At 35.9% G+C, this 23864-nt stretch carries 19 protein-coding genes and 1 pseudogene; 12 read left to right on the top strand and 8 right to left on the bottom strand.

Annotation, left to right across the window (positions count from 1 at the left end; all coding sequences use genetic code 11):
- The first annotated feature begins 608 nt into the window (after positions 1-608).
- From C1724_RS16590 to C1724_RS16575, 4 genes are all read left to right on the top strand, one after another.
- Positions 609-1751: a conserved virulence factor C family protein gene (locus tag C1724_RS16590; RefSeq protein ID WP_102347812.1), complete on the top strand. Its 1143-nt coding sequence runs from the start codon at positions 609-611 to the stop codon at positions 1749-1751.
- 396 nt (positions 1752-2147) lie between these two features.
- Positions 2148-3152: a LacI family DNA-binding transcriptional regulator gene (locus C1724_RS16585; RefSeq protein ID WP_102347811.1), complete on the top strand. Its 1005-nt coding sequence runs from the start codon at positions 2148-2150 to the stop codon at positions 3150-3152.
- 201 nt (positions 3153-3353) lie between these two features.
- Positions 3354-4919, top strand: a complete 1566-nt coding sequence (locus C1724_RS16580) for a peptide chain release factor 3 (RefSeq protein ID WP_102347810.1) — start codon at positions 3354-3356, stop codon at positions 4917-4919.
- 345 nt (positions 4920-5264) lie between these two features.
- The gene (locus C1724_RS16575) at positions 5265-5816 is read left to right on the top strand and encodes an NADPH-dependent FMN reductase (RefSeq protein WP_102347809.1); all 552 of its coding nucleotides are present in this window, start codon (positions 5265-5267) and stop codon (positions 5814-5816) included.
- Positions 5817-5945: 129 nt separating this feature from the next.
- Here the strand turns inward: C1724_RS16575 and C1724_RS26450 are convergent.
- Positions 5946-6494: pseudogene (locus tag C1724_RS26450) on the bottom strand (methyl-accepting chemotaxis protein); the annotation flags it as partial.
- A gap of 1063 nt (positions 6495-7557) precedes the next feature.
- Between C1724_RS26450 and C1724_RS16565 the strand changes: the two are divergent.
- From C1724_RS16565 to C1724_RS16555, 3 genes are all read left to right on the top strand, one after another.
- Positions 7558-8250 carry a pseudouridine synthase gene (locus C1724_RS16565; protein ID WP_102347807.1) on the top strand — a complete coding sequence of 231 codons (693 nt, stop codon included), beginning with the start codon at positions 7558-7560 and terminating at the stop codon, positions 8248-8250.
- A 328-nt stretch (positions 8251-8578) separates the two neighbouring features.
- Positions 8579-9829, top strand: coding sequence for an FAD-dependent oxidoreductase (locus C1724_RS16560; RefSeq protein WP_102347806.1), 1251 nt, complete (start codon positions 8579-8581; stop codon positions 9827-9829).
- A gap of 65 nt (positions 9830-9894) precedes the next feature.
- Complete coding sequence (locus C1724_RS16555; RefSeq protein WP_102347805.1) at positions 9895-10386, top strand: peroxiredoxin; 492 nt, start codon at positions 9895-9897, stop codon at positions 10384-10386.
- 1752 nt (positions 10387-12138) lie between these two features.
- Here the strand turns inward: C1724_RS16555 and C1724_RS16550 are convergent.
- The 4 genes from C1724_RS16550 to C1724_RS16535 are packed head-to-tail and all read right to left on the bottom strand — an operon-like array spanning position 12139 to position 16375.
- Positions 12139-13263: a GerAB/ArcD/ProY family transporter gene (locus tag C1724_RS16550; protein WP_102347804.1), complete on the bottom strand. Its 1125-nt coding sequence runs from the start codon at positions 13261-13263 to the stop codon at positions 12139-12141.
- Positions 13264-13280: 17 nt separating this feature from the next.
- Positions 13281-13517 (bottom strand): hypothetical protein, encoded by a 237-nt coding sequence (locus C1724_RS16545; protein ID WP_102347803.1) that lies wholly within the window; start codon positions 13515-13517, stop codon positions 13281-13283.
- Complete coding sequence (locus C1724_RS16540; RefSeq protein ID WP_102347802.1) at positions 13517-14716, bottom strand: Ger(x)C family spore germination protein; 1200 nt, start codon at positions 14714-14716, stop codon at positions 13517-13519. The genes C1724_RS16545 and C1724_RS16540 overlap by 1 nt, the downstream gene beginning before the upstream one ends.
- The gene (locus tag C1724_RS16535) at positions 14717-16375 is read right to left on the bottom strand and encodes a spore germination protein (RefSeq protein ID WP_102347801.1); all 1659 of its coding nucleotides are present in this window, start codon (positions 16373-16375) and stop codon (positions 14717-14719) included. It abuts the gene before it with no gap.
- A gap of 185 nt (positions 16376-16560) precedes the next feature.
- Here C1724_RS16535 and C1724_RS16530 point away from each other — a divergent pair, with 185 nt between their 5' ends.
- From C1724_RS16530 to C1724_RS16520, 3 genes are all read left to right on the top strand, one after another.
- Positions 16561-18324, top strand: coding sequence for a WG repeat-containing protein (locus tag C1724_RS16530; protein WP_102347800.1), 1764 nt, complete (start codon positions 16561-16563; stop codon positions 18322-18324).
- Positions 18325-18475: 151 nt separating this feature from the next.
- A complete protein-coding gene (locus C1724_RS16525) occupies positions 18476-19273 on the top strand; it encodes a hypothetical protein (protein WP_102347799.1) in 798 nt (265 codons plus the stop codon).
- A gap of 184 nt (positions 19274-19457) precedes the next feature.
- Positions 19458-19877 carry a VOC family protein gene (locus tag C1724_RS16520; protein ID WP_102347798.1) on the top strand — a complete coding sequence of 140 codons (420 nt, stop codon included), beginning with the start codon at positions 19458-19460 and terminating at the stop codon, positions 19875-19877.
- Positions 19878-19994: 117 nt separating this feature from the next.
- On the opposite strand, the gene C1724_RS16515 is transcribed toward C1724_RS16520, so the two are convergent.
- Positions 19995-20522 (bottom strand): YceI family protein, encoded by a 528-nt coding sequence (locus C1724_RS16515; protein WP_102347797.1) that lies wholly within the window; start codon positions 20520-20522, stop codon positions 19995-19997.
- A gap of 186 nt (positions 20523-20708) precedes the next feature.
- On the opposite strand from C1724_RS16515, the gene C1724_RS16510 reads away from it, so the two are divergent.
- The gene (locus C1724_RS16510; RefSeq protein WP_102347796.1) at positions 20709-21029 is read left to right on the top strand and encodes a winged helix-turn-helix transcriptional regulator; all 321 of its coding nucleotides are present in this window, start codon (positions 20709-20711) and stop codon (positions 21027-21029) included.
- Positions 21030-21085: 56 nt separating this feature from the next.
- Here C1724_RS16510 and C1724_RS16505 read toward each other — a convergent pair whose 3' ends face one another.
- A complete protein-coding gene (locus tag C1724_RS16505) occupies positions 21086-21292 on the bottom strand; it encodes a zinc ribbon domain-containing protein (RefSeq protein WP_102347795.1) in 207 nt (68 codons plus the stop codon).
- 233 nt (positions 21293-21525) lie between these two features.
- Between C1724_RS16505 and C1724_RS16500 the strand changes: the two genes are divergently transcribed.
- Positions 21526-22155, top strand: a complete 630-nt coding sequence (locus tag C1724_RS16500) for a nitroreductase family protein (RefSeq protein ID WP_102347794.1) — start codon at positions 21526-21528, stop codon at positions 22153-22155.
- 101 nt (positions 22156-22256) lie between these two features.
- On the opposite strand, the gene C1724_RS16495 is transcribed toward C1724_RS16500, so the two are convergent.
- Positions 22257-23813: an ABC-F family ATP-binding cassette domain-containing protein gene (locus C1724_RS16495; RefSeq protein WP_102347793.1), complete on the bottom strand. Its 1557-nt coding sequence runs from the start codon at positions 23811-23813 to the stop codon at positions 22257-22259.
- Positions 23814-23864: the final 51 nt, after the last annotated feature.

The following is a 23864-nucleotide window of genomic DNA, read 5'->3' as shown; positions in this document are numbered from 1 at the left end:
ACCACTTCATCGGGGGTATGAAGAGGTATTGGTGTTGAATTTACCAGGAGAAACCTCTTCATCGAGTGTATGAAGGGGTTTTGGTGTTGAATTTACCAGGAGAAACCTCTTCATCAGCGGTATGAAGGGGTATTGGTGTTGAATTTACCAGGAGAAACCACTTCATCGGGGGTATGAAGTGGTTTTGGTGTTGAATTTTACTGCAGAAACCTCTTCATCGGCGGTATGAAGGGGTATTGGTGTTGAATTTAACAGGAGAAACCACTTCATCGGGGGTATGAAGAGGTTTTGGTGTTGAATTTAACAGGAGAAACCACTTCATCGGGGGTATGAAGAGGTATTGGTGTTGAATTTACCAGGAGAAACCCCTTCATCGGCGGTATGAAGGGGTATTGGTGTTGAATTTACCAGGAGAAACCACTTCATCGGGGGTATGAAGGGGTTTAACAGTAGCCTTTAACAAAAATATACCTTTCAACTGCCGTCCGAGAAATTAAACTTCCCAGCTCCAAAAATCGCTTTATATGAGAATAATGAAAAACTATGGTATTCTAACTACATGTAAACAATGGATCTATAGTGTAAACTCAAAAAAGGAGAAATGCGAAATGAAGATTATATCAATAGAGCCTACTCCAAGTCCGAATTCAATGAAAATAAACGTTGATGAAAAATTACCAGCTGGGAAAAGCAATAATTACACAAATAAAAATTTAGATGGTGCCCCGTCTCAAATTCAACAATTATTAAATATAGAAGGCGTGAAAAGTATTTATCAAGTGGCTGATTTTCTTGCGCTTGAAAGAAATCCACGTGTAGATTGGCAGGTTATTTTACAAAAAGTTAGAGCTGTATTTGGAGAAACTAGTGACAAAATTGAAACTACTAATGATCAAGAGGTAAATGAGAACTCGTTTGGAGAGGTAAAAGTTTTAGTCCAGTTCTTTAAGGAAATACCAATGCAAGTTAAATTATTAGACGGTCATGAAGAAAAACGTTTTGGTCTCCCCGACATTTATAAACTAGCAGCAGTAGAAGCATCAAAGGATGCCGAAAATATAGTCTTGGAAAGAAAATGGCATGATTATGGTGTGAGATATGGGAGCTTAGACGAAGTTGGGGAGCAGGTCGTTGAAGAGATTAAAGCAACCTATGATGAAGAACGGGTAAAGAAATTGGTCGAAAAGGCAAAATCAAAGGTAGACGAACCTGTAACACAAAGTAAAATTAAAGAAAAAGTCACACTAGAAATGCTAGATGCGGAGGATTGGCGTGTTCGTTTTGCAGCACTTGAAAAAATGGATCCAACTGAAGACGATATTCCAGTACTTGAAAAGGCATTAGCTGATGAAAAAGCGTCTATTCGTCGAATTGCAGTTGTATACCTAGGAATGATTGAGTCAGAAAAGGTACTACCACTGTTGTACCGAGCTGTTTTAGATGATCCAGCTATTTCTGTTCGTAGAACTGCAGGGGACTGTTTATCAGATATCGGAAATCCGGATGGTATTCCGGTTATGATAAAATCGTTAAAAGACAAGAATAAATTAGTTCGTTGGCGTGCTGCAATGTTTTTATTTGAAGTTGGCGACCAAACAGCAATAGCGGCATTACGTGATGCTCAGGAAGACCCTGAATTTGAAGTAGCTATGCAAGTAAAGCTGGCGTTACAACGTATTGAAGGTGGAGAAGAAGCGAAAGGGTCTGTGTGGAAACAAATGACAGAAAGCAGGAATAAAGCTGATTCATAATGTATTAAAGACAGAGGATTGAAAGACACATAAATATTAGGAGTAAAGATAGTAAGGATTGATTATCCCTACTATCTTTTTTTATGAAAATTAGTAATCAAACATTCTGCAGAACTATTTCTATGTAAAGCCAAAATTTACTGTATTAATTAATAGTTGTCAAACACAAAAAACTGCAGTATAGTAAACCTAAACCGATTTACTAAATCGATTTATCTATTTTAACACGGTGATAATGTCTTTAACGAAACTAGCTCGGTGTGTTTAGGTACTAACTTAGGAAAAGAGTACCACTAGGTAGAATAAAGTTTTTTGGTATAATAGTTTACGAACTACATAACTAGCTAACTATAGTAACCTAATTAACTTTTTTTAAAAAAACTAGGAGAAGTCATCATGAAAACTATTACAATTACTGATGTTGCAAAACATGCAAATGTATCTAAAAGTACAGTTTCTCAGTTTTTAAATAAAAGATACGATTATATGAGTGTTAAAACAAAAAAACGTATTGAAGAAGCTGTAGAAGAGTTAGGTTATACGCCCAACTTCGTTGCAAGAAGCTTGAAACAGAAGTCGACATCAACGATTGGTGTAATCGTAGCGAATATATTGCATGCATTTTCAACTCAAGTGATCCGGGCAATTGAGGATGTTTGTAATGAAGATGACTTTCATATCATTGTATGTAATGCGGACGATGAACCTGAAAAAGAAAAAAAATATATTGAAATGCTTTTAGCTAAGCAAGTTGATGGACTTATTATATTTCCGACAGGAGACAATTTGGACCTGTACCAAGGCATGGTTGAAAAAAATTTTCCAGTTGTTTTTGTTGACCGAATGGTTTCTAATGTACCCATAACAACAGTTTTGTTAGATAATGAACAGTCATCTAGATTAGCAGTTGATTACTTAGTTTCTAAGGGATATACCCAGATGGGGATCATTACGCCGCCTATTATTAGAAATGTAACACCGAGAGTTGAAAGATTAAACGCATTTAAAAAGTCATTACAGGAGTTTGGTATTCAAATAAATGAAAGTTATATAAAAAGTTTAGATGTGCAGCAAATTAAGCATGAACTTGAGAAAATGCATGCTCGGAAAATGTTTCCGCAAGCACTTTTAGCAGCGAATGATCTTGCACTAGTAGAGATTTTAAAATTTGCAAAAGAAAACCATATAAAAATTCCGACGGATGTAGCGGTAATCGGCATTGATGATGTGAACTTTGCAAGTTTCTACAGTCCGCCTTTAACAACAATAGCGCAACCATCTTTTGAAATTGGTACAAAAGCAGCTAAAGTATTGCTTGATAAAATTCGCGATAAAAACGAAGTACCAGTTCAACAGATTTTTCGATTACCTCCTAAATTAATAATTAGGGAATCATGTTAAAGTATGAAGTTACTGAATCATGATAAAAAGAACCATAGATTAGTAGATGAATGGAACCCACATTGAAAGTGGGTTCCTTTTGCATTGAAACGATGTCATCCTTATGAAGATATTCTTCAACTATTAAGAATGCGCATTTTCGCAACTAAAATTTGTATGGTATATTTAGAAGAGTTATTAAAATTGAGAGGAATATGAACGATGAGCATAATTGATCATGTAAATAAAAGACGGACGTTCGCGATCATTTCGCATCCGGATGCCGGGAAAACAACAATGACGGAGAAACTTTTATTATTTGGAAATATTATTCGTGAGGCTGGTACGGTAAAAGGGAAGAAAACAGGAAAGTATGCAAAGTCCGATTGGATGGAAATTGAAAAGAAACGGGGAATCTCTGTTACATCGAGTGTAATGAGTTTTCCGTATAAAGATTATTTCGTTAATATATTAGATACACCAGGACATGAGGATTTTAGTGAAGATACGTACCGTACCTTAACAGCAGTCGATAGTGTTGTCATGATTATTGATTCGACAAAAGGGGTCGAGCCACAGACAATTAAGCTTTTTAAAGTTTGCCGAATGAGAGGCATTCCGATATTTACTTTCATGAATAAATTGGACCGGCAAGGTAAGGATCCTTTGGAATTATTATCTGAACTTGAAGAGGTTCTTGGTATTGAATCGTATCCGATGAATTGGCCGGTTGGTTCTGGTAAAGGTTTCTTAGGAATTATGGACCGATACAACAATGAGTTTGTTCGTTTTCTAGGTGATGAAAAGGAAGAGATAATACCGGCTGATCAATTAGACATGAGTGAAAACCCTTTGTTTGAAACGATGCAAGAAGAGTTAGAACTGTTAGATGAAGCTGGTAATGAATTTGATGTGGAACGGGTCATGAATGGGGAGTTAACCCCTGTCTTTTTTGGCAGTGCATTAGCAAACTTTGGCGTGAGGACATTTTTCGATACGTTTATTCGTTATGCTTCATCACCTAAGCCAAGAAAAACAGATGATGGACTTGTTGATCCAAGTCAACCAACATTTTCAGGCTATATCTTTAAAATTCAAGCCAATATGAACCCGGCCCATCGGGACCGCATAGCATTTCTTAGAATTTGCTCAGGTAAATTTCAACGCGGTATGAATGTACAAGTAACAAGAACGAAAAAAACAATAAATTTGAATCAAACGCAGCAGTTCCTAGCGTCTAGTAGAGAGATCGTAGAAGAGGCCTATGCTGGTGATATTATCGGTATTTATGATCCTAATATGTATCAAATTGGCGATACGCTAACAGAGTCAAAAGAACCTCTGAATTATCGTGAACTACCGCAATTCCCTCCTGAAATCTTCATGAAGGTTCGCGTTAAGAACGTTATGAAATCGAAACAGTTTAAAAAGGGGATTGAACAGCTTGTACAAGAAGGAGCTATTCAGCTATTTAAGCAGGATTCGAATGATGACATTATACTAGGTGGAGTAGGACAACTCCAATTTGAAGTGTTCGAATATAGAATGCGTGGAGAGTACAACGTCGAAGTTGAATTCAGCCACTTAGGAGAACGTATTCCTAGATGGCTAGCAGAACCACCTAAAGAACGCCGTTATTTCGATTCAAGGAGCTTATTAGTTCAAGATCGATATGACAGATACGCTGTTCTTTTTGAAAACGACTTTACATTACGCTACTTTAGCGAAAAGAATGAAGATATTAAATTAATTGATTTGTTTGAAGCAAATGACTATAAAAGCTCTTAAGTATGTTGTATTTTAAAACGGAAAATTTAGTAATTAATTATTAGAACGACTAAAAAACAATTTTATTAATGTATTACCAACTAATGGCCTTCAAATTTGAAGGCCATTTTTTTGAAGACTTGTACTTATCAAATTTTGTTTAAAAATTACACATAAAGTCAATATCAAAGGCTCAAATTCAGTTCAGACTTCTGAAAAAGGAACAACATTTACGATTCGTTTACCACTTGCAAAAGGAGAATATAGTAACCGGCATCTTACTACTTGAGCAATTTATTTAGAATCCTAGATTCTCGATGTTATACTTTATCTGTTGGGTTATTATGGAATAAGGAGCGAGTGGTTGTGAAAATAGTAGCACTTGTAGGTAGTAATCGAAAAGAATCTTTTAACAAAAAAATAGCAGTTTTTATGCAAAAACGCTATCAAACTGACATTGATATTGAAATTCTACCAATTGAAAAACTTCCAATGTATAATCAAGATGATGAAAAGAACCCACCGGCAATTGTATCGGATATTAAAGAAAAAGTCTCCAGTAGTGAGGGGATTTTAATTGTTACGCCAGAGTACAATCATTCTGTACCTACTTTATTAAAAAACGCGATTGATTGGTTTTCTAGAGAAGATAAGGTAATGGTACAAAAACCGGTTATGGTCGTTGGTGCATCACCAGGAGCGTTAGGTACTGTACGTGCACAAATGCAGCTACGTCAAATTTTAAATTCACCAGGAGTATCTGCACTTACACTACCAGGAAATGAAGTGTTTATTGGTGCTGTGCATGAAAAGGTTGATCAATCAGGAAAGTTGGTACATGAACCAACTATTCAATTTCTTGATGTAGTGGTTGAGAACTTTATAAATTGGATACATAAAACAAAGCCTGAAAAATAGAAAAAATGCTTTCGCTAGATTTAAGCGAAAGCATTTTTTCTATTATCAATTTCGAGTTCCAGCTTCTAGCTCATGGGTCAAACGCACAAGGACGAAGGCATTTAGGTAAAATTTAATGCTTGGGCTATTCTAGTTATGTGTTAATTTTTCAAGATGTTTAATCATGTTATCCAATTCTTCAAAGCTATTTAAGATGGTTTTAATTTGATTGTTTTGTTCTTCAATAGTTGCTGCTATTTCTTGTGAAGAAGCAGAGCTCTCTTGGGTAACCAAAGAGATCGCATTAATTTCCTTCGTTACTGAATATGAATCATGTAATATAGATTGAAGTCTGTTTTGAATATTTTTAGAATCTTCGTTTACTCGTTGGCTAATTTCATGAATACCGCTAAAGGTTTCACTAACATTTCCCATTGCGGATTCACTTTGTAAAATAGCTTGTTCACCTAAGGAAACCTGTGATGTAGCATGGTCAGTTTTTTGCTGAATTCCCTTTAATATGTCAGTAATTTTGTTAGTGGATTGTCGTGAGTCTTCAGCAAGCTTACGAACTTCATCAGCAACAACAGCAAAGCCCTTACCATGTTCACCTGCTCGAGCTGCTTCGATTGCTGCGTTGAGTGCAAGTAAGTTGGTTTGGTCAGAAATTTGTGTGATTTGGCTTACAATTTCTTCAATCTTGTGGTTTTGATTATTTAAGTCATTCATTACATTAACAGTTGTTTCGATAATTTCCCGGACTTTGTCTAACTCTACTTTTAATAAGGAAACGTTTTTATTTCCTGTTTCAATCGTATCCATAGTCGTTGTACTAAGCTGATTCATAGTCATGGCCTGCTTTGTAACAATTTCAATCGACTCCCCGGTAGATTGAATTGATTTATTCATTTCAATGACACTTGTTGCTTGTTGTTCAATTCCCTTTGATACCTCAAAAAAAGCTGATGTTGCATTATTGGAGAGGTCACTTGTTTTTTCAACATTATCACGCAGATCCGTTTCAAAATTATGGAGAAACTCAACCGTTTGCTTAATGCTGCTTAATAAACTATCACTTTGGTTTTTACCATCCAATACCTGAAGATAAGTTTGCTCATTTTTTATCCTCATGCGACGTCCAAATAATCCTTGAATAATATTAACGCCTGTAATTAAGATTAGCATTAAATCAATCCCGATAATATCCGTTGTTGCCAACGCTGAAAATACAGTATCTTGGTAGTGAAAAAAGTAATAATTTGAAATAGCTATATTCGTAATTGCTGTAATGAGGATGGGTTTATAATCCTCATATAGTGAAATTAACGTGACATAGAGAATAACAAGGAAAAACATAATAAAGGATGGTTCTTGGCTAAAAACGATAAAAGTTGTTAAGATGGAGGAAAATACAACTAGGTACATTGTCTGTAATATAAATTTACGTTTCCAAATGAGAATTGAAATGGTTGTATTGACAATGAACTCAGGAAAAGCTGTGATTGCACTCATTTTAAGTCCGACATGAAACATATTCCAAAGAAACACACTAGTAAACGTAAACCACAAGATGGAAATTAATAATTTATTTCGGCTTTCCACTAGTTTTACATATTCCATATGACCGCTCCCTCAAAATTAAAAAAATAATGCTAATAGCTTTCAAAATATAAAGGATTATATCACACTTTATATAAGGATAAAGCAGTTTGACTAACGAGTTCATATAATTGTTAAAATATTTAGCTTAGGATGGATTATAATGAGGATTAATAAATTTATTAGTAGTTCAGGTTTATGTTCGCATCGGCAAGCTGAACGATTATTGGCTGCGCAAAAGGTAACTGTGAATGGAATCATTCCTGAGTCAAACTATATTGTAAAATCTACTGATGTTATTTTAGTAGAGGGAAAACCGCTTCCAACTAAAGAGCGCTCAATATACATAAAGTTAAACAAACCAGTTGGAATTGTTTGTACAAATGATCGGTCTGTAAAAAATAATATTGCAGAGTTTATGAACTATGAGGAACGAGTTTTTCCGATTGGCAGATTAGATAAGGATTCAGAGGGTTTAATTCTATTAACAAATGACGGAGAAATAACAAATAAAATTATTCATTCAGAATCTAACCATGAAAAGGAGTACATTGTTACCGTTGATAAAGTGATTACAAGTGATTTTCTTGAAGGAATGTCTAATGGAGTCGAAATTTTAAACACTAAAACTAGACAGTGTAGGGTTTCAAAAGTAGATGATGTAACGTTCAGGATTGTGCTCACACAAGGATTGAATCGGCAAATTAGGAGAATGTGCAAAATTTTTGATTATCGCGTATTAAAGCTCCAACGAGTTCGAATAATGAATATAATGCTAGGAAATCTAGAACCGGGGGAGTGGCGTGAATTAACTATAGATGAAATAAGCGATTTGAAATTCTTATTAGATTTATAAGTTATATATGCGGTAGTTGTCTTTAATTTAATTGCGAAAATATGAGCAGCAGCAAGGTTAACCAAAAATTGGTCCCAGAGGGAGTTTAAGTTAGTTTTAGTGAGAATTAAATGATATAATACAGGGTAGTAAATATTCATACTTATAACTACCTTTTAATATGAAAATTGTGGCTTTTTTATGACTTTAAAATAGAATGTAGAGAAAAAATATTAAAATTAATATAAATTACTTGAAATAATTCTAATCTACATATAAAATAATAATTAGTTAATAATTATTATAAAGTAATAGAAATGACAATTAATCATAAATAGGGGGTAAGACTGTGGCTAATATTGTTATTTATAGTAGTACAGGCTGTCCGTATTGTGCTAAAATCAAGAACGAATTAACAGAGTGGGGATTTGAATACGAAGAACGTAATGTAACAGAAAATCCTGATTTTTTTGACGATCTACATGAACAAGGCATGTTTTCTACACCGGTAACATTTGTCGGCGATCAAGCAATAATTGGTTATCGCCCTAATAAAATGAAAAAGTTGCTTAATGTAACGGATGCTCCGAAAGCAGATACTGAGTCAAATGAGGAAACTTCAGAAGAAATTTTTAAAGAACCAACTAAAGAAGTATTTGACGAAGTATATGATTTTGTTACAATTGGTGGAGGACCTGCTGGAACTTCAGCTGCTGTCTATGCTTCACGTGCTAGACTAAAAACTCTAGTTATTGATAAAAGCCCAACGTCTGGAACGCTAGCAATTACACATAAAATTGCAAACTATCCAGGTGTACCAGATGAGTTAACAGGTCAAGAGTTGCTCCAAAGAATGCATGTACAAGCTAAAAACTTTGGAACTACTTTTATCAGGTCCAATGTACTACGCGTTGATTTTTCCGATTCTGAAATTAAAATATTAGAACTTCCTGAAGGAATTATTAAGGCGAAGAGTGTATTTATTTCTGTAGGTGCTAAAGCACCAGGTAGTAAAATTGTAGGCGAAGAGGAATTTACAGGTCGTGGTGTTAGCTATTGTTCAACATGTGACGCGGCATTCTTTAAGGATCGCGTTGTTGCAGTTGTTGGCGATACAGATGAAGCTATTCACGAAACTCTTGCTCTTTCTAAATTTGCGAAAGAAGTACAATTACTTGTACCAACAAATAAGTTTAAAGGTGACGCAAATGCTGATGAGTTAAATGAGCTTGAAAACGTTAAGGTATTTTACAATCACCGCTTAAAAGAAATTAAAGGCGGTAAAAAAGTAGAAAGTCTTATTATTCGCGATGCTGATAAGAATGAAGTAGAATGGAAGGTTGATGGTGTATTCTTATACCTTGCAGGACTAAAGCCAGGAACAGATTTCTTGAAAGATGCTGTAGATCGCGATGAAGAAGGATATGTCAATGTTGATGAAACATTACGTACAAGCGTTGATGGTGTATTTGCTGGTGGTGATGCACGTCGTACACCGATTAAACAGGCTGTTATTTCAGCAGCTGATGGATGTATTGCGGCACTTGGTGCTGATCAGCACGTTAACAAGCGCAAACAAATGAAACCACAATATAGTTAATTACCAAAGGGCCTTTGCCCTTTGGATAATTATATAAATTATACTTTTATAAAGGGGGAATTACCGTGCCAAAAGGAGCTGTTGAAACAAAAACGCTCAAAGTAGGTGACAAAGCACCTAACTTTACACTTAAAGCACATGGTGGCCGTGAAGTTAGTTTATCTGACTATCTTGGCAAGAAAAATGTATTTATTGCGTTCTATCCTCTAGATTGGACACCTGTCTGAGGTGCGCAAATGCCTTCTTACGAGGATGCTCTCGAAGATTTTGAAGGCTTAAATACCCAAGTTTTGGGTATTAGTGTTGATAGTGTACCTAGCCATGAAGCATGGCAAAAATCTGTAGGTGGTATTACATACCCGCTTTTATCTGACTTTTACCCACAAGGTAAAGTAACAGATGAGTATGGTGTTAGACATGAAAACGGAATGTCTGAGCGCGCTTTATTTATCATCGACAAAGAAGGAATTATCCAATTTATCGACGTTCATCCTATTGGTGAGCTTCCTGAAAATGAAGAAATTCTAACTGAGCTTGCTAAGCTTGAAAATAGATAGTTTTATAGAAAAAGAGTCCCGTTTTGGGGCTCTTTTTTTATTATGAAAATACAACCTAAGAGGAAACAGAACCAAAAATAGCAAGGCAAACCCTTCATAGTGCCGATGAAAGGGAAACGGAGTCAAAAATAGCAAGGCAACCCTCTTCATAGACCGGATGAAGAGGAAACCGAGTCAAAAAAACCAAGGCAACCCCCTTCATAGACCGGATGAAGAGGAAACCGAGTTAAAAAAGCCAAGGCAAACCCTTCATAGTGCCGATGAAAGGGAAACGGATTCAAAAATAGCAAGGCAACCCTCTTCATAGACCGGATGAAGAGGAAACCGAGTCAAAAAAACGAAGGCAACCCCCTTCATAGACCGGATGAAGAGGAAACCGAGTCAAAAAAACGAAGGCAACCCCCTTCATAGACCGGATGAAGAGGAAACCGAGTCAAAAAAACGAAGGCAACCCCCTTCATAGACCGGATGAAGAGGAAACAGAGTCAAAAAAGCCAAGGCAAACCCCTTCATAGACCGGATGAAGAGGAAACAGAGTCAAAAAAGCCAAGGCAAACCCCTTCATAGACCGGATGAAGAGGAAACCGAGTCAAAAAAACGAAGGCAACCCTCTTCATAGACCCGATGAAGAGGAAACCGAGTCAAAAAAACCAAGGCCCCCCTTCATAGACCGGATGAAGAGGAAACCGAGTCAAAAAAGCCAAGGCAACCCCCTTCATAGACCCGATGAAGAGGAAACTGAGCCAAAAAAGCCAAGGTAAAACCCTTCATAGACCCGATGAAGGGGAAAATGAGCCAAAAAAGCCAAGGCAAACCCCCTTAATCGACACGATTCTGACTCGCTCCCCGGCTTTTCTTCGTTTCCAGTCAGAATCACGCCCGGATACAGACTCAACCGCCGACTAATCCTCGCATCCAGTCAAAATCACGCTAGGATTCTGACTCAGGTCCCGGCTTTTCTCCATTTCCATTCAGAATCATACCCGGATACAGACTCAACCGCCGACTAATCCTCGCACCCTGTCAGAATCACGCCTGGATTCTGACTCGCTCCCCGGCTTTTCTTCGTTTCCAGTCAATATCACGCCCCGATTCTGACTCACCTATAACTTTTCTTCGCATCTGTCAGAATCACTCGCCGATGAAGAGAAAACCGGTCCATAAAATCACAGCAACCATTGATGCCAAACTATTTGTTTAAGATTATTGTTAACTTTGTTTTTATTTAATAAACTTTGTAGAAAAATGTTCGAAATCTTTATAAATATTAACCACATAGTTATGGTAAAATCCTGCTTATGATGATTGAAAGGAAGGAGCGTATATGCTTGAGGGGATTTATACACTACTCCGTTTAAGTAATTTGAAAAGAAGATTACAATTTTGGTTTATCCTTTTAATAGTATCTTTCATATTTTTAATTGCTATTCCTTTTACAAAAGTACGGTAGGCTCTGGCCAAGAAAGCGCTGATAACTATAGCAATAAAGTATAGAAGTAGTTACAGTTTTTTTATAAACTTAGGCAATGGTAGTGTACGAAACACATAAAATATAGACTTGAAATAATAGAACACCAGCAACCATTGCCGCAAGAATAGCAATCCAGGCATCTTGCTTCACTTCCATACCAATATACCTAGTACAATTGAACATCCAAGTTGACTAAATAACATTAATACAAATAGTTGAAGACAAGAAATTTGAATGTTGGTCATTGGCTCCAATCCTAAAATAAGTTCATCATGTTGGCGTTATAAAGCCTGGTTTTTTTGGTTGCTGGCTTGTTTACTTTTATTTTTTATTGCTTTTAATCTCATATAGACTATTAGAAGAATGATTACAAACGTTAATTTGAACGGCATGGATGCCTTTTTAGTAAATTCCAGAAGAAAAACTGTATCTGGGATCATAATCAGTGTAAGTGTAATGATTAACATTCCAAATGGGATTGTTAAGGATCGATAGTTCTTCAATGAAAATAGTTTTGCGGTGCCAACGCAAACTATATAAAAAGTGATGGCTAATTTAAAATAAATACTTAATATCCAAAGTACCGCGATCAGTATTTCGATACGTTCTAAAAAGTTTCCAATACTTATTTTTTTGCCTAAAACATAGGCAGGGTAACTATTTCTTGCTGTAAAGTCTGGTCCTAATACTAAAATACACAGAAGAGTAATGATCGCTAAAATTATTCCACCTACAACGGTCCCGATCATAACAGACTTGGTCATACTTTCTTTATTATTGAGGCGTGGGGTAATCATTAAGAATAGTACAAGCTCTAAAAAAGGAAAACCAATCATATAATACATTCCTGCCAAAATCGGGCGAATGCCGCCTTCGAAAACGGGGCTAATATTGTCCACTTCAACTACTGGAAATAACAGGACTATGATAATTAGAGCGAGCCCGATAACCCACGGAATAAAAATTTCCGCTGCCCGAGCAATTGGTTCCAATCCTAACCGTACTCCATAAATAACTACGCCGACAAACAAGATAAAGATGGCATGAATGGGGGTATCAGGCATAACCATGGTAACCATGAAATCGCCAATACTCCAAAGCGTAAGAACAGATAGAGTAAATGAAAAAAAGAGTAATAAAATATTAATTGTATTTCCAATCCACTTTCCAAAAGAAAGTTCACAACATTCAATTAAGTCTTTTTCTGGATATAACTTAGTAAACTTAATGATAAATAATTGTATTACTAAAGCGAACAGTGTACTGCCAATCGCTGCAATCCATCCATTTTGTTTAGCGAATGACGCCAAATGGGCAGGAATAAATAAGATAGAACTGCCCACTGTATATAAAATAATCAAGATATTAAGCTGCAAGCCTGTTATACGTTGTTTTTGGGCATCCATGATTCATTAACCTTTCCTTAAGGTGTTAAAAAACTTAAAATAACAGTTCCTAGCGGCTCGTAAACTGCTTTTATTCCAGCAAGTGGGTTAGGTATGTGAACTCCTAGTATTTTTAAAATAGTAATAGTCGTGGCCACAGTTAAAAAGCTTAAAAACACTTTAATTTCCCGTGTTTGTTTTTGTTTGATAAGCTTGGGTACTTCAAATAAAGCTATTAGACTAGATAACAAAAGTAATAGTAAACTTAACCACATTAGCCTCCTCCTTTTCCTTGAAAGGACTCATTAATCGTCCCAAGTCTTCTGATTTCTGCGTCAATTTCAATGTCAACCTCCAGGTTAACAAAACCATCATTATGCCAATTTTCTTTTAGGCTTTTCCAAGCTTTTGGATCTTTTCGATGGATGGTTTCTCCAAAACTAAATAAATCGGTTTTGTTTTCTTTTGCTTTGTCGATGGCTTGAAACATGATATCTTTCAAGTGTTTTTCATATTCTTTTTCTAATTCAATTAATTGCTCTTCATTTATATTGTCAAACTTACAGTGAACTTCGCCAACATTCGCTTCGGGCTTAGTGGTAATGGTTATTTTCGGTTTTCCTTGTGCTACACTTGCCTTTACATCGGTTTTAGAACGAATCACTTCAAGAGTAATAGTTCCATCATCCTCTTCATCACATGGGAGGACAACCACCGTACTATTAATGTTGTCGGTAATGTAATTATAGCCTTTGCTTTCATCTTTATTCAGCCATGCTACGAGTTTAGCTTGTTTAAATGCGGCTAAATGATCTAGTTTAATTACCGCTGAAGATTTAATCTCTTCAATATTTTGTAATTTATTACCTTCTTCCAAATCTCCTTCATAGTAGACACCCGTTAATATTGGATTGGATCCTTCACTAATAATTTCTGATATTAAATCATCAAGTTGAACACCGCGTGTTGGCGCCCAATTCTTCTCCGAAACTTCGATAGAACTAAAAATTTTATTTGCTGGTACTTTATCAATGCCTGTTAGAATCTTTAGTAAATCGGATCCTTTTTGGTTTTTTGCAACCGCAATGTAAAAGTCAGTTCGAATTTCGTGATCACGCGATAAAATATCAAGCACTTTATTAATTCCTTCACGAGCTAAGTCTTCACCAAAAATAACCATTCGAAGGTGCGCTAAGTACACTCTTCTAGGTGTTTCAGCAGATAGCTTTCTAATCGCTTCAAATATACTCTCCCCAGTTGTTTCATAAGTGGATACCGGAACAGCCGTAGTCTGAGCTTGTCCAGCAATCTCACCCGGATTAAGAATTTGAACGGTAACTAAGTATTGATCGTCCTCTTTGTCGATGGCAAGTGCGGTTGCAAGAGCAAGTTCATTTAATTCTCTTCTACTCCAGCAGCCAGAAAGTAAAGATAGCAGGAGGATAAATACTATTAATAATGGTATCTTTTTCATTTATCCTTCTCCTTTTGATTCTTTTTCACTTTGTTTACTGCGATTTTTTGGTGGTTTTGGTGCTTCTGTTTGCTCACGAGTGATATTTTTTTGACTAATCAGTCTTGGTCTGAAGGATAAGGCCCAATGTGGCTTTCGAATCATAGTGTCTTCTTGGCCGTTGAGATTAAATGGTGCAACCGGTGATAAGTAAGGTATGCCGAATGACCGTAAGCTGCATAAATGGACCACCATCATTATTAACCCAAGGATAATCCCGAATAATCCAAACGATGCTGCTAAAGCCATGAAACCAAATCGAAGGATTCGAGTTGAAATAGCCATATTAAAGTTTGGTGCCACGAAACTTGAAATGGCCGTTAACGATACAACAATAACCATGGCAGCAGATACAATACCGGCTTCAACGGCAGCCTGTCCTAGTACTAAGGCTCCTACAATTGAAATGGCCGACCCAACTGCACGTGGCATTCGAATTCCTGCTTCGCGCAATATTTCAAAGGTTACTTCCATCATAATGGCTTCGACAAACGCTGGAAATGGAGCACCTTCACGCTGTTGTGAAAGATTTGTTAGCAACGTTGTTGGCAGCATTTCTTGATGAAAGGTTGTTACAGCAATATAAACAGAAGGAACTAATAATGATAAAAAAAATGAAAAATAACGTAATAAGCGGATAAGTGTACCTATATCGCTGCGTTGATAATAATCCTCGCTTGCCTGAAAGAATTGAATAAAAAGAGCAGGAACTAATAAAGCGAAAGGAGTTCCATCAACTAAAATAGCAATTCTGCCTTCTAATATACCTGCTGCAATTGTATCTGGTCGTTCTGTATTATAAACTGTTGGGAATGGAGTATATGTTTCATCTTGGATCATTTCTTCGATATATCCGCTTTCTAAAATTCCATCAATATCAATTTTTTTTAGTCGATGGCGTAACTCATCAATGATTTTTTTGTCAGCAACTCCATTTAAATAGGCAATTGCAATATCAGTCTTCGTTTTCCTGCCAATTTTCATTTCTTCAAACCAAAGATTTTCATCTTTAATTTTACGGCGAAGTAATGCTGTGTTTGTCCGTAATGTCTCAGTGAATCCGTCTTTCGGTCCACGGACCACTGTTTGGCTACTTGGCTCCTGTATGCCTCTATCTTCCCAGCCGCGTGAGCTTACAACAAAACATAGTGCATAGCCCTCGATAAAAATGGCTGTATCTCCTGATAAAACATGCTCAAAAGTAGCCTCATAATCATAAACCCTTTTCATATCTCCAGTTGAAATTGAAAAACGTTCTAATAAGTCAGGAGCATCCAATGTACTTGAGAAGGATTGATCTAATTCTGCTTTACGAATATCAATCATTAAGGTTTTTAGGATAAAATCTTGAACAAATGTTTTATCAGCTAACCCGTCAGTATACACGATTGCTATTTTATAACTTCCATTCTCACCAGCTAAAAATTCCCTTGTAATAATATCTGAGCTTTGACCAAGCTTTTCTTTAATATAACTGATCGATTCTTTCACATTTAATTTGATTGGAGTTTTATCGCTTGGCTTAGATGGCTTTTCTTGTTGTTGTTGTTTCTGATTCTGATCATTGGGTTTCGTTTTCTTTTCTTTAGTTTCGTTCACCCAGTCTTTTAATTTTTTCATGTTGTTCGAGATCTCCCATCAAATTCCTTATAGTGTTAGCATTTCCTACATTTGGTTGTTTATAACGATAAATTTCGACATTATATGGTTGGATAGTCTTAAAAGTTCACTAATTTTTAAAGCGGCACATCTAGGCGTGGGCCTACATATCATATTGAATAAAAATTAGGTAGGGGAGTTTTTTTATGTATATTTGGAGAAGTGAACTACTTAAAGAGTCACCCAATTCTAACGCCTTATTTCCTGCCCAAATTAATACATTGGCGGGGGAAAAATGGGGATATATAAATCAATTTGGAAAGTTTGTCATCACGCCTAAATTTGACTATGCTTTTGACTTTCAAGCAAACGAGTTAGCAATTGTTGAATATGAAGGGCTGAATGGAATCATTGATAAAAAAGGAAAATATATAGTTAGGCCGCAATACAGGACAATTACACCTTTTTATGAAGAACGTGCAATTGTCGCTGATGAAACTGGCTATCATGTTATGGATGAAAGTGGCAGATTGCTAACTTCAAAGCCATATAGCTATATCAGCACGTACGAAGAAGGTCGGGCAGTTTTTTCTGAAACGATTTCAGGTAAATATATATACGGGTATTTGGACCGGCAAGGAAAAGAAATCATTCCTGCAGCCTATCAAACTGCTAACGACTTCGAAGGCGGCACAGCCTTAGTGCAAATAAGCGATGAAGAGTTTGGACTACTTAATAAGCAAGGCAAAATGGTCCAAACTTTTCGTTATCCATATGTAGGGAGTAAAGGTGATGGGTTATTAGCATTTAGGAAAGAGCAAGGTGGAAGGTTTGGATATATAAATGAGGGTGGAGACATTGTAATCGAACCAGCTTTTGAAAGTGCGCAACCATTTCAACATGGAATTGCTATAGTTGGTAAGGGGGAAACCTTCCCAAGTGTATACGGAGTTATTAAAAAGCAGGGTGAATTTATTGTTGAGCCCGAATACAATGATATTAAAGTGGTTAGTGATAATCGACTTGCATTAGGCAAAACGAAAGAAGGACGTCCACCTAATGAACTATGGTATGCGCTAGCTACTCTTGAAGGAAAAGTATTAACTGAATTCAAATTTAATATAATTCTTGATTTTGAAAAAGGGGTCGCATCCGTTTCAGATGGTTCGAGGACATTTTTTATTAATAGTAGTGGGAATATTGTAAAAAACTTACCTGTTGTTGAGGGAGCTGGAACTTTATCATTTGAAGGGAAATTGATTAGGGCAAATATAGAAAACCGAATTACTTATTATGATCGTTCAGGAAACATCGTTTGGAAACAAGATAACACGGTTACTTTAAATAAACAATATCGTGTGCTAGAAAAAAAGTATAATCCAAATCCGGATTATATTGTCTATTATCCTGAAATACAAGGAATGAAGAATAAAAGTGCACAATCTGAGGTTAATCAAAGGCTTATGGAGCTATCACTAGTAAAACCAGTCCCAAGTGATGTAGCGCTAGATAGCAGCTATAGTGGCGATTTTTCTATTTCATTTTATCGCCAAGACCTACTGGTCATTGAATTTGAAGGCTATGATTACCCTTTTGGGGCCGCTCACGGGATGCCGTATAAAGCACATGCCCATATTAATCTTAAAAGCGGTCAAATGTACGAATTAAAAGATTTATTTAAGGCAGATAGTGAATATGTAACTGTATTAAGTGATATTATTCGAGAGCAAATCAAAAATGATGAAACATATTCTTATGTTTTTCCCGATGCATTTAAGGGAATTGCACCTGATCAGCCGTTTTATGTAGATGATAAGGCACTATATCTTTATTTTGCTCCATACGAGATTGGGCCATATGCAGCGGGATTTCCGACCTTTAAAATACCATTTGAAGAAATTATGGCGATTATTAATAACGAGGGGGAATTTTGGCGGTCTTTCCACACCTATGTACGACATGATAAATAAAATATTAATAAATCAAAATGGGAGAATGAATAGATTTAATTCATCCTCCCTTTGTTTTGCAATCTTTAATAATTGATATTGTGTAGGAGGATGTCCGAGTCATTCATCTGCTTGTTCGAATAATTTATAGTAGAAAGGTAGGTGAGTGGAAATGTATTTAGTAGGATTTTATTCTCCAAAAGCAAAGTCAGGCGTAACTAAGTTTTCTTTATCGATTTATAATTGGCTTAAAAGGAACACAGCGTTATCGGTAGCCTTTATTTCATACGGGACTTTGGAAAAAGAACAGACTACAAATGAACTAGTCCATGGATTCTCTGAATTATCTTTGGTCGAACAAAAACGAAAAGTTAAGCAAATGAAAAAGGAATTCGATATCATTATATATGACGCCTCGAGCCAGCTTTCGGAAGGTGTACTAAAGTTGCTACCGATTGTGGATCGATTATTTATTGTCGGTGATGAGCATAGAGATTTTGCAGTAAAACTACATGACATCATCGAATTCAATAAAATTTTTGATAAAAGTGTTAAGAGCTTTATTGCTCATCTTGAAGGAAATAAAACTTTTATTATCCGTGAGAGCAAAGATAAGAGTGTAATAGGTTTTACGAATACCGAAAAGGATACTGATGATATTGGTCAAATGGTATATGCAGATTATCTAACACACTTTATTGAGAGAAAATTCATCGAAAAAAATGAAAGGGTTTTTAAGAAGATAAAACAGATTCCTAATGAAGAGTTGTATAAAGGATTATATGAATTAGGAATTGACTTTGAAAAAGCATTGCTCTTTCATCAATATGTTGCGATAAGAGTAGGACTTGGTCAGTATTATGATGATGCATTAGAAGATTTGTTTCCGTTTTTAATCAACTACACATATGCCGAGCTATTAAATAAGTTTCAAAGTGAACTATATTTTATTAGTAAATTTCAAGCATAACAATTTCAATATTTGTCTGTAGTTTCGTAAAGATAGGGCCAGTTCATAACATGAGAACGTTCGGTACTATCCGAACGTTTTGTGCATAGTTGTCAACATGTAATAAACTAAGTTTATTTTTGTTTAGAAGTTACTTTAAATGCCTATATTAAGAGGGTGAAATTTTTGTAAAGGAGATAAAATAATGTCAGTTAATGTTTATATTAATTTTAACGGAAATTGTCGCGAGGCAGTAGAGTATTATGCAGAAGTCTTTCAAACAGAAAAACCACAAATCATGACGTATGGTGATGCCCCGCCAAATCCAGAGTTCTCACCTCCAGAGGAAACGAAGAACCTGGTCATGCACACATTTCTTACCATTAGCGGGAGTCATGTCATGTTTTCTGATACGTTCCCTGGTGCACCATATACTGTTGGTAATAACATTACCGTTGCAGTAGTGAGCAAAAATATTGATGAACTGAAATCTTATTTTAATAAATTGAAAGAAGAGGGGAGTATAATCATGGAACTTCAGGAAACGTTCTGGACCAAGTGTTACGGTATGTTAACTGATAAATTTGGGATAGGGTGGCAGTTTAGTTATGAGGATAGAGAGTGATAATAAGCTAGCATTTGTATGTCCATTTAAGTAGTTTTAAACTTTTAAGGAATATACATATGAAACAAATGTAAGGCTATCTCAAGTTAAGATAGCCTTACATTTGTTTATTCTAGCTTACTCAACCACAAACTCAAAGTTTGCACTTAATTTAACATCTTTTCCAATCAAAAATCCGCCGGTTTCAAGTGCAGCATTCCATGTTAAACCATAATCTTCACGGTTTATTTTCCCCTCCACATCAAAACCAGTTACAGTGGAACCATCCATTGGATTTTTTGATGTACCATTAAATTCTACAATGAATTTTTCAGTATTGGTTACATCTTTTATCGTAACTTGTGCTGTTAATTCATATTCTTCATCAGATATCATTTTGATGCTTTGGCCTTTAATTGTAATAGTTGGGTAGTTCTCAACATCAAAAAAATCGCCTGAACGTAAATGGCCATCACGGTCGTCGTTATTTGTGCTTATGGATGCAGCATCAATCGTAGCCGCGATTGTTAAACCTTCTAAATTTTCTAGATCGCCATTCACCTGGACGTCAAAGTTTTTAAATTCGCCTTTAGCTTTTGCAACCATCATATGCTTAACTTGAAATGCAACACCACTGTGAACTTTGTCTAACTTAAATGTAGTCATTTTACATTTTCCCCCAGATAATAAATTTTATTTTGCCTTAAAACAAAAAATAATCTAATTACTTTATGTAACTAACTATAATATTACAATCAAATATAGTCAAGTGATTTATTCCTAATTCGTGATAAACCCTTGTGCTATTCATTCAGGGTATTTAGTATATAATAGAAATAAGAGGTGAATGCAATGGTTAATGAAAATATTTGTCCTAAATTCGAAAAAGCCTTATCAATCATAAGTAAACGTTGGACGACCTTAATAATTTTTCAATTGTTAAAAGGTCCGCAGCGATTTAGTAATATAGAATCGGAAATTGGTATTAGCGGCAGAGTTTTATCAGAACGCTTGAAGGATTTGGAGAATGAAAACATTGTAAAGCGGGAAGTGTTTAACGAAACACCGGTTAGAATTGAATATTCACTTACTGAAAAAGGCGTCGCTTTAGAAACATCGATCCGTGAAATTCAAAAATGGGCTGAAGGCTGGGTCAGTCAAGATGAACAATAACAATCAAAGGGGAAAAAGAAATTCCCCTTTGATATAGTATACGTGATAATTTCGCTTTAACCGCCAAAGAAGAAATCAAGAATATTGCCAGCAGTAGAAGATTCCTTATTGTAGAATTCCGAGTAACCGCAGTTTTTGCAATACACCACCACAAATTTATTATTCTGTATATCGAACATCTTGGACAAGCCCGTTCCTGTCATAGCAACTTCTTTTTGTCCTGCATTTGCACTTCCACACTTAATACAACCCTTTTCGCTCATTATGATCGCTCCTTTTCTGTTAGTGTTCATCTATTAGTACGTTTTTGAGGATCATTTGTTACAAATATTGTTGAGCGTAAAATGACTATTTTATGCTCTTGACTGCAGTTTCCAAACAAATATTACCTTTATGAATGATGTTGATAATGAGTAAACTATGCTTATTATGCAGGCAAACAATCGATTGCCTCTATATAGTTATAGGTATTCAACATCGCTTATCGGAGGTATTTATGGGAACTGCTACATTATTAGATTTTTTTACGATTATAGATCAACGTCATTCAGTAAAAAAGTATGATGCAACACATAAGATGACAAAACAGGAAATTGAGGAGTTAATCGAACATACACAAAAAGCTCCTTCTGCCTGGAATCTTCAACATTGGAAGTTCTTAATCCTCGAGGACCAGAAAGCAAAAGAAAAAGCATTGCCGATTTCTTATGGTCAGCATCAGGTCGTTGATGCATCCATTACCGTATGTATTTTGGCTGACCTTGAAGCGAATAAAAATGCAGGACCTGTTTTTAATGATATGGTTCAAAAGGGATTTGTAACGGAAACAATAAAAAATACATTAATCGATCAAATTGAATCCGCTTATACAATCCCTAATATGGGAAAGGATCAAGGTATCTTAAATTCATCGCTGGCAGCTATGCAGTTAATGTTAGTAGCTAAAGCAATGGGATATGACACCTGTCCAATGGGAGGATTTGATCGACAAAAAATGATCGAGGAATTCAATATTCCACCTAGATACATCCCTACCATGTTAATCTCAGTTGGTAAGGCAAAAGAACCTGCATATCCAAGCAATAGATTAAGTGTTGATGAAGTTACAGTGTGGAATCAGTTTTAACAGGATAAATAAATGGACCAAGTTGTTGTAATATGCAACTTGTTTATAGATTTGCTCATAACTTTAAAAAGGGCTTGGGGAATTTCCCAAAGCCCTTCAAATTAAAATACCTTAGTAGTCCAAGACTCACAGTTCCATACATCGGTTACAACGTCGTTATAAAATTCAGGTTCGTGACAAATGATTAGGATGCTACCTTTGTAAGCTTTTAAAGCTCGTTTAAGTTCGTCTTTTGCATCAACATCAAGGTGGTTTGTTGGCTCATCTAGCACGAGTAGATTTGTTTCATTGTTAATCAGCTTACAAAGTCTAACTTTTGCTTTTTCGCCACCACTTAAAACTTCAACCTTACTTTCAATATGTTTCGTAGTCAATCCGCATTTTGCAAGAGCTGCACGTACTTCGTATTGGTTGAAATGAGGAAATTCATTCCAAACTTCATCAATACATGTATTGTTATTCGCTGTTTTAATTTCTTGTTCAAAGTAACCAGTGTACAAGTAATCTCCACGCTCTACTGCACCTTCAATTGGCTGAATTTCACCAAGGATGCTGCGTAGCAATGTTGTTTTACCTATTCCGTTTGCTCCAACTAATGCAACTTTTTGCCCGCGTTCCATCCGTAAAGTTAATGGACGAGAAAGAGGCTCATCATAACCGATCACGAGATCTTTCGTTTCAAAAATAAGCTTACCGGATGCTCGTGATTCTTTAAAATTAAACTCTGGTTTCGGTTTTTCTTTAGCCATTTCGATAACTTCCATTTTATCAAGTTTTTTCTGACGAGACATCGCCATATTTCGAGTGGAAACACGAGCTTTATTTCGAGCAACGAAATCTTTTAGTTCTGAGATTTCTTGTTGTTGCTTTTTAAATGCGGCCTCTAACTGTTGCTTTTTAACTTCGTACACTTGTATAAAATTATCGTAGTCCCCAACATAACGGTTTAATTCCTGATTTTCCATATGATAAATTAGATTAATAACGCTATTTAAAAATGGGATATCATGGGATATTAGAATAAACGCATTTTCATAATCTAATAGATAACGTTTTAACCATTCGATATGCTGTTCATCTAGGTAGTTTGTCGGCTCGTCCAGTAGAAGAATATCTGGTTTTTCAAGTAATAGTTTCGCAAGTAAAACCTTTGTACGCTGCCCGCCACTTAAATCTGTAACGTCACGCTCAAGTCCAATATCTTGTAGACCAAGTCCTCTTGCTATCTCTTCAATCTTTGCATCAATAATATAAAAGTCATTGTTTGTTAGCAAATCTTGGATCGTTCCCATATCCTCAAGAAGTTTTTCAAGCTCTTCAGGTGTAGCATCGCCCATTTTATCGCAAATTTCATTCATTTCCGTTTCGAGATCAAACAAGTATTTAAAAGCTGTTTTTAATACATCACGAATCGTTAAGCCTTTTTCTAATACTGTATGCTGATCTAAATAACCAACGCGTACATTTTTTGACCATTCAATTTGCCCTGCATCTGGCTCCAATTTTCGCGTAATAATGTTCATGAACGTAGATTTACCTTCACCATTCGCTCCAATTAAACCGATGTGTTCTCCTTTTAATAAACGGAAGGAAACATCATTAAAGATTGCTCTATCGCCAAACCCATGACTTAAATTTTTAACTGTTAAAATACTCATGTGGTGGCCTCCTTTTCTAGACTCTTTATATAAAACTGAATTTATATTCGT

It is taken from the genome of Bacillus sp. Marseille-P3661 (assembly GCF_900240995.1).
In the GTDB taxonomy this organism is placed as follows: domain Bacteria; phylum Bacillota; class Bacilli; order Bacillales; family Bacillaceae_J; genus OESV01.
Note: the sequence above shows the minus strand (reverse complement) of the source record. Positions and strands in the feature narration are given on the sequence as shown.

Excerpts from the sequence above, each read along its gene's own strand:
- C1724_RS16580 (WP_102347810.1), top strand. The coding sequence starts at position 3,354 with ATGAGCATAATTGATCATGTAAATAAAAGACGGACGTTCGCGATCATT.
- C1724_RS16545 (WP_102347803.1), bottom strand. The coding sequence starts at position 13,517 with ATGTGGTTAAGTTTACTATTACTTTTGTTATCTAGTCTAATAGCTTTA.
- C1724_RS16525 (WP_102347799.1), top strand. The coding sequence starts at position 18,476 with ATGTATTTAGTAGGATTTTATTCTCCAAAAGCAAAGTCAGGCGTAACT.
- C1724_RS16530 (WP_102347800.1), top strand. The coding sequence starts at position 16,561 with ATGTATATTTGGAGAAGTGAACTACTTAAAGAGTCACCCAATTCTAAC.
- C1724_RS16510 (WP_102347796.1), top strand. The coding sequence starts at position 20,709 with ATGGTTAATGAAAATATTTGTCCTAAATTCGAAAAAGCCTTATCAATC.
- C1724_RS16505 (WP_102347795.1), bottom strand. The coding sequence starts at position 21,292 with ATGAGCGAAAAGGGTTGTATTAAGTGTGGAAGTGCAAATGCAGGACAA.
- C1724_RS16495 (WP_102347793.1), bottom strand. The coding sequence starts at position 23,813 with ATGAGTATTTTAACAGTTAAAAATTTAAGTCATGGGTTTGGCGATAGA.
- C1724_RS16520 (WP_102347798.1), top strand. The coding sequence starts at position 19,458 with ATGTCAGTTAATGTTTATATTAATTTTAACGGAAATTGTCGCGAGGCA.
- C1724_RS16590 (WP_102347812.1), top strand. The coding sequence starts at position 609 with ATGAAGATTATATCAATAGAGCCTACTCCAAGTCCGAATTCAATGAAA.
- C1724_RS16535 (WP_102347801.1), bottom strand. The coding sequence starts at position 16,375 with ATGAAAAAATTAAAAGACTGGGTGAACGAAACTAAAGAAAAGAAAACG.
- C1724_RS16585 (WP_102347811.1), top strand. The coding sequence starts at position 2,148 with ATGAAAACTATTACAATTACTGATGTTGCAAAACATGCAAATGTATCT.
- C1724_RS16565 (WP_102347807.1), top strand. The coding sequence starts at position 7,558 with ATGAGGATTAATAAATTTATTAGTAGTTCAGGTTTATGTTCGCATCGG.
- C1724_RS16540 (WP_102347802.1), bottom strand. The coding sequence starts at position 14,716 with ATGAAAAAGATACCATTATTAATAGTATTTATCCTCCTGCTATCTTTA.
- C1724_RS16500 (WP_102347794.1), top strand. The coding sequence starts at position 21,526 with ATGGGAACTGCTACATTATTAGATTTTTTTACGATTATAGATCAACGT.
- C1724_RS16515 (WP_102347797.1), bottom strand. The coding sequence starts at position 20,522 with ATGACTACATTTAAGTTAGACAAAGTTCACAGTGGTGTTGCATTTCAA.
- C1724_RS16550 (WP_102347804.1), bottom strand. The coding sequence starts at position 13,263 with ATGGATGCCCAAAAACAACGTATAACAGGCTTGCAGCTTAATATCTTG.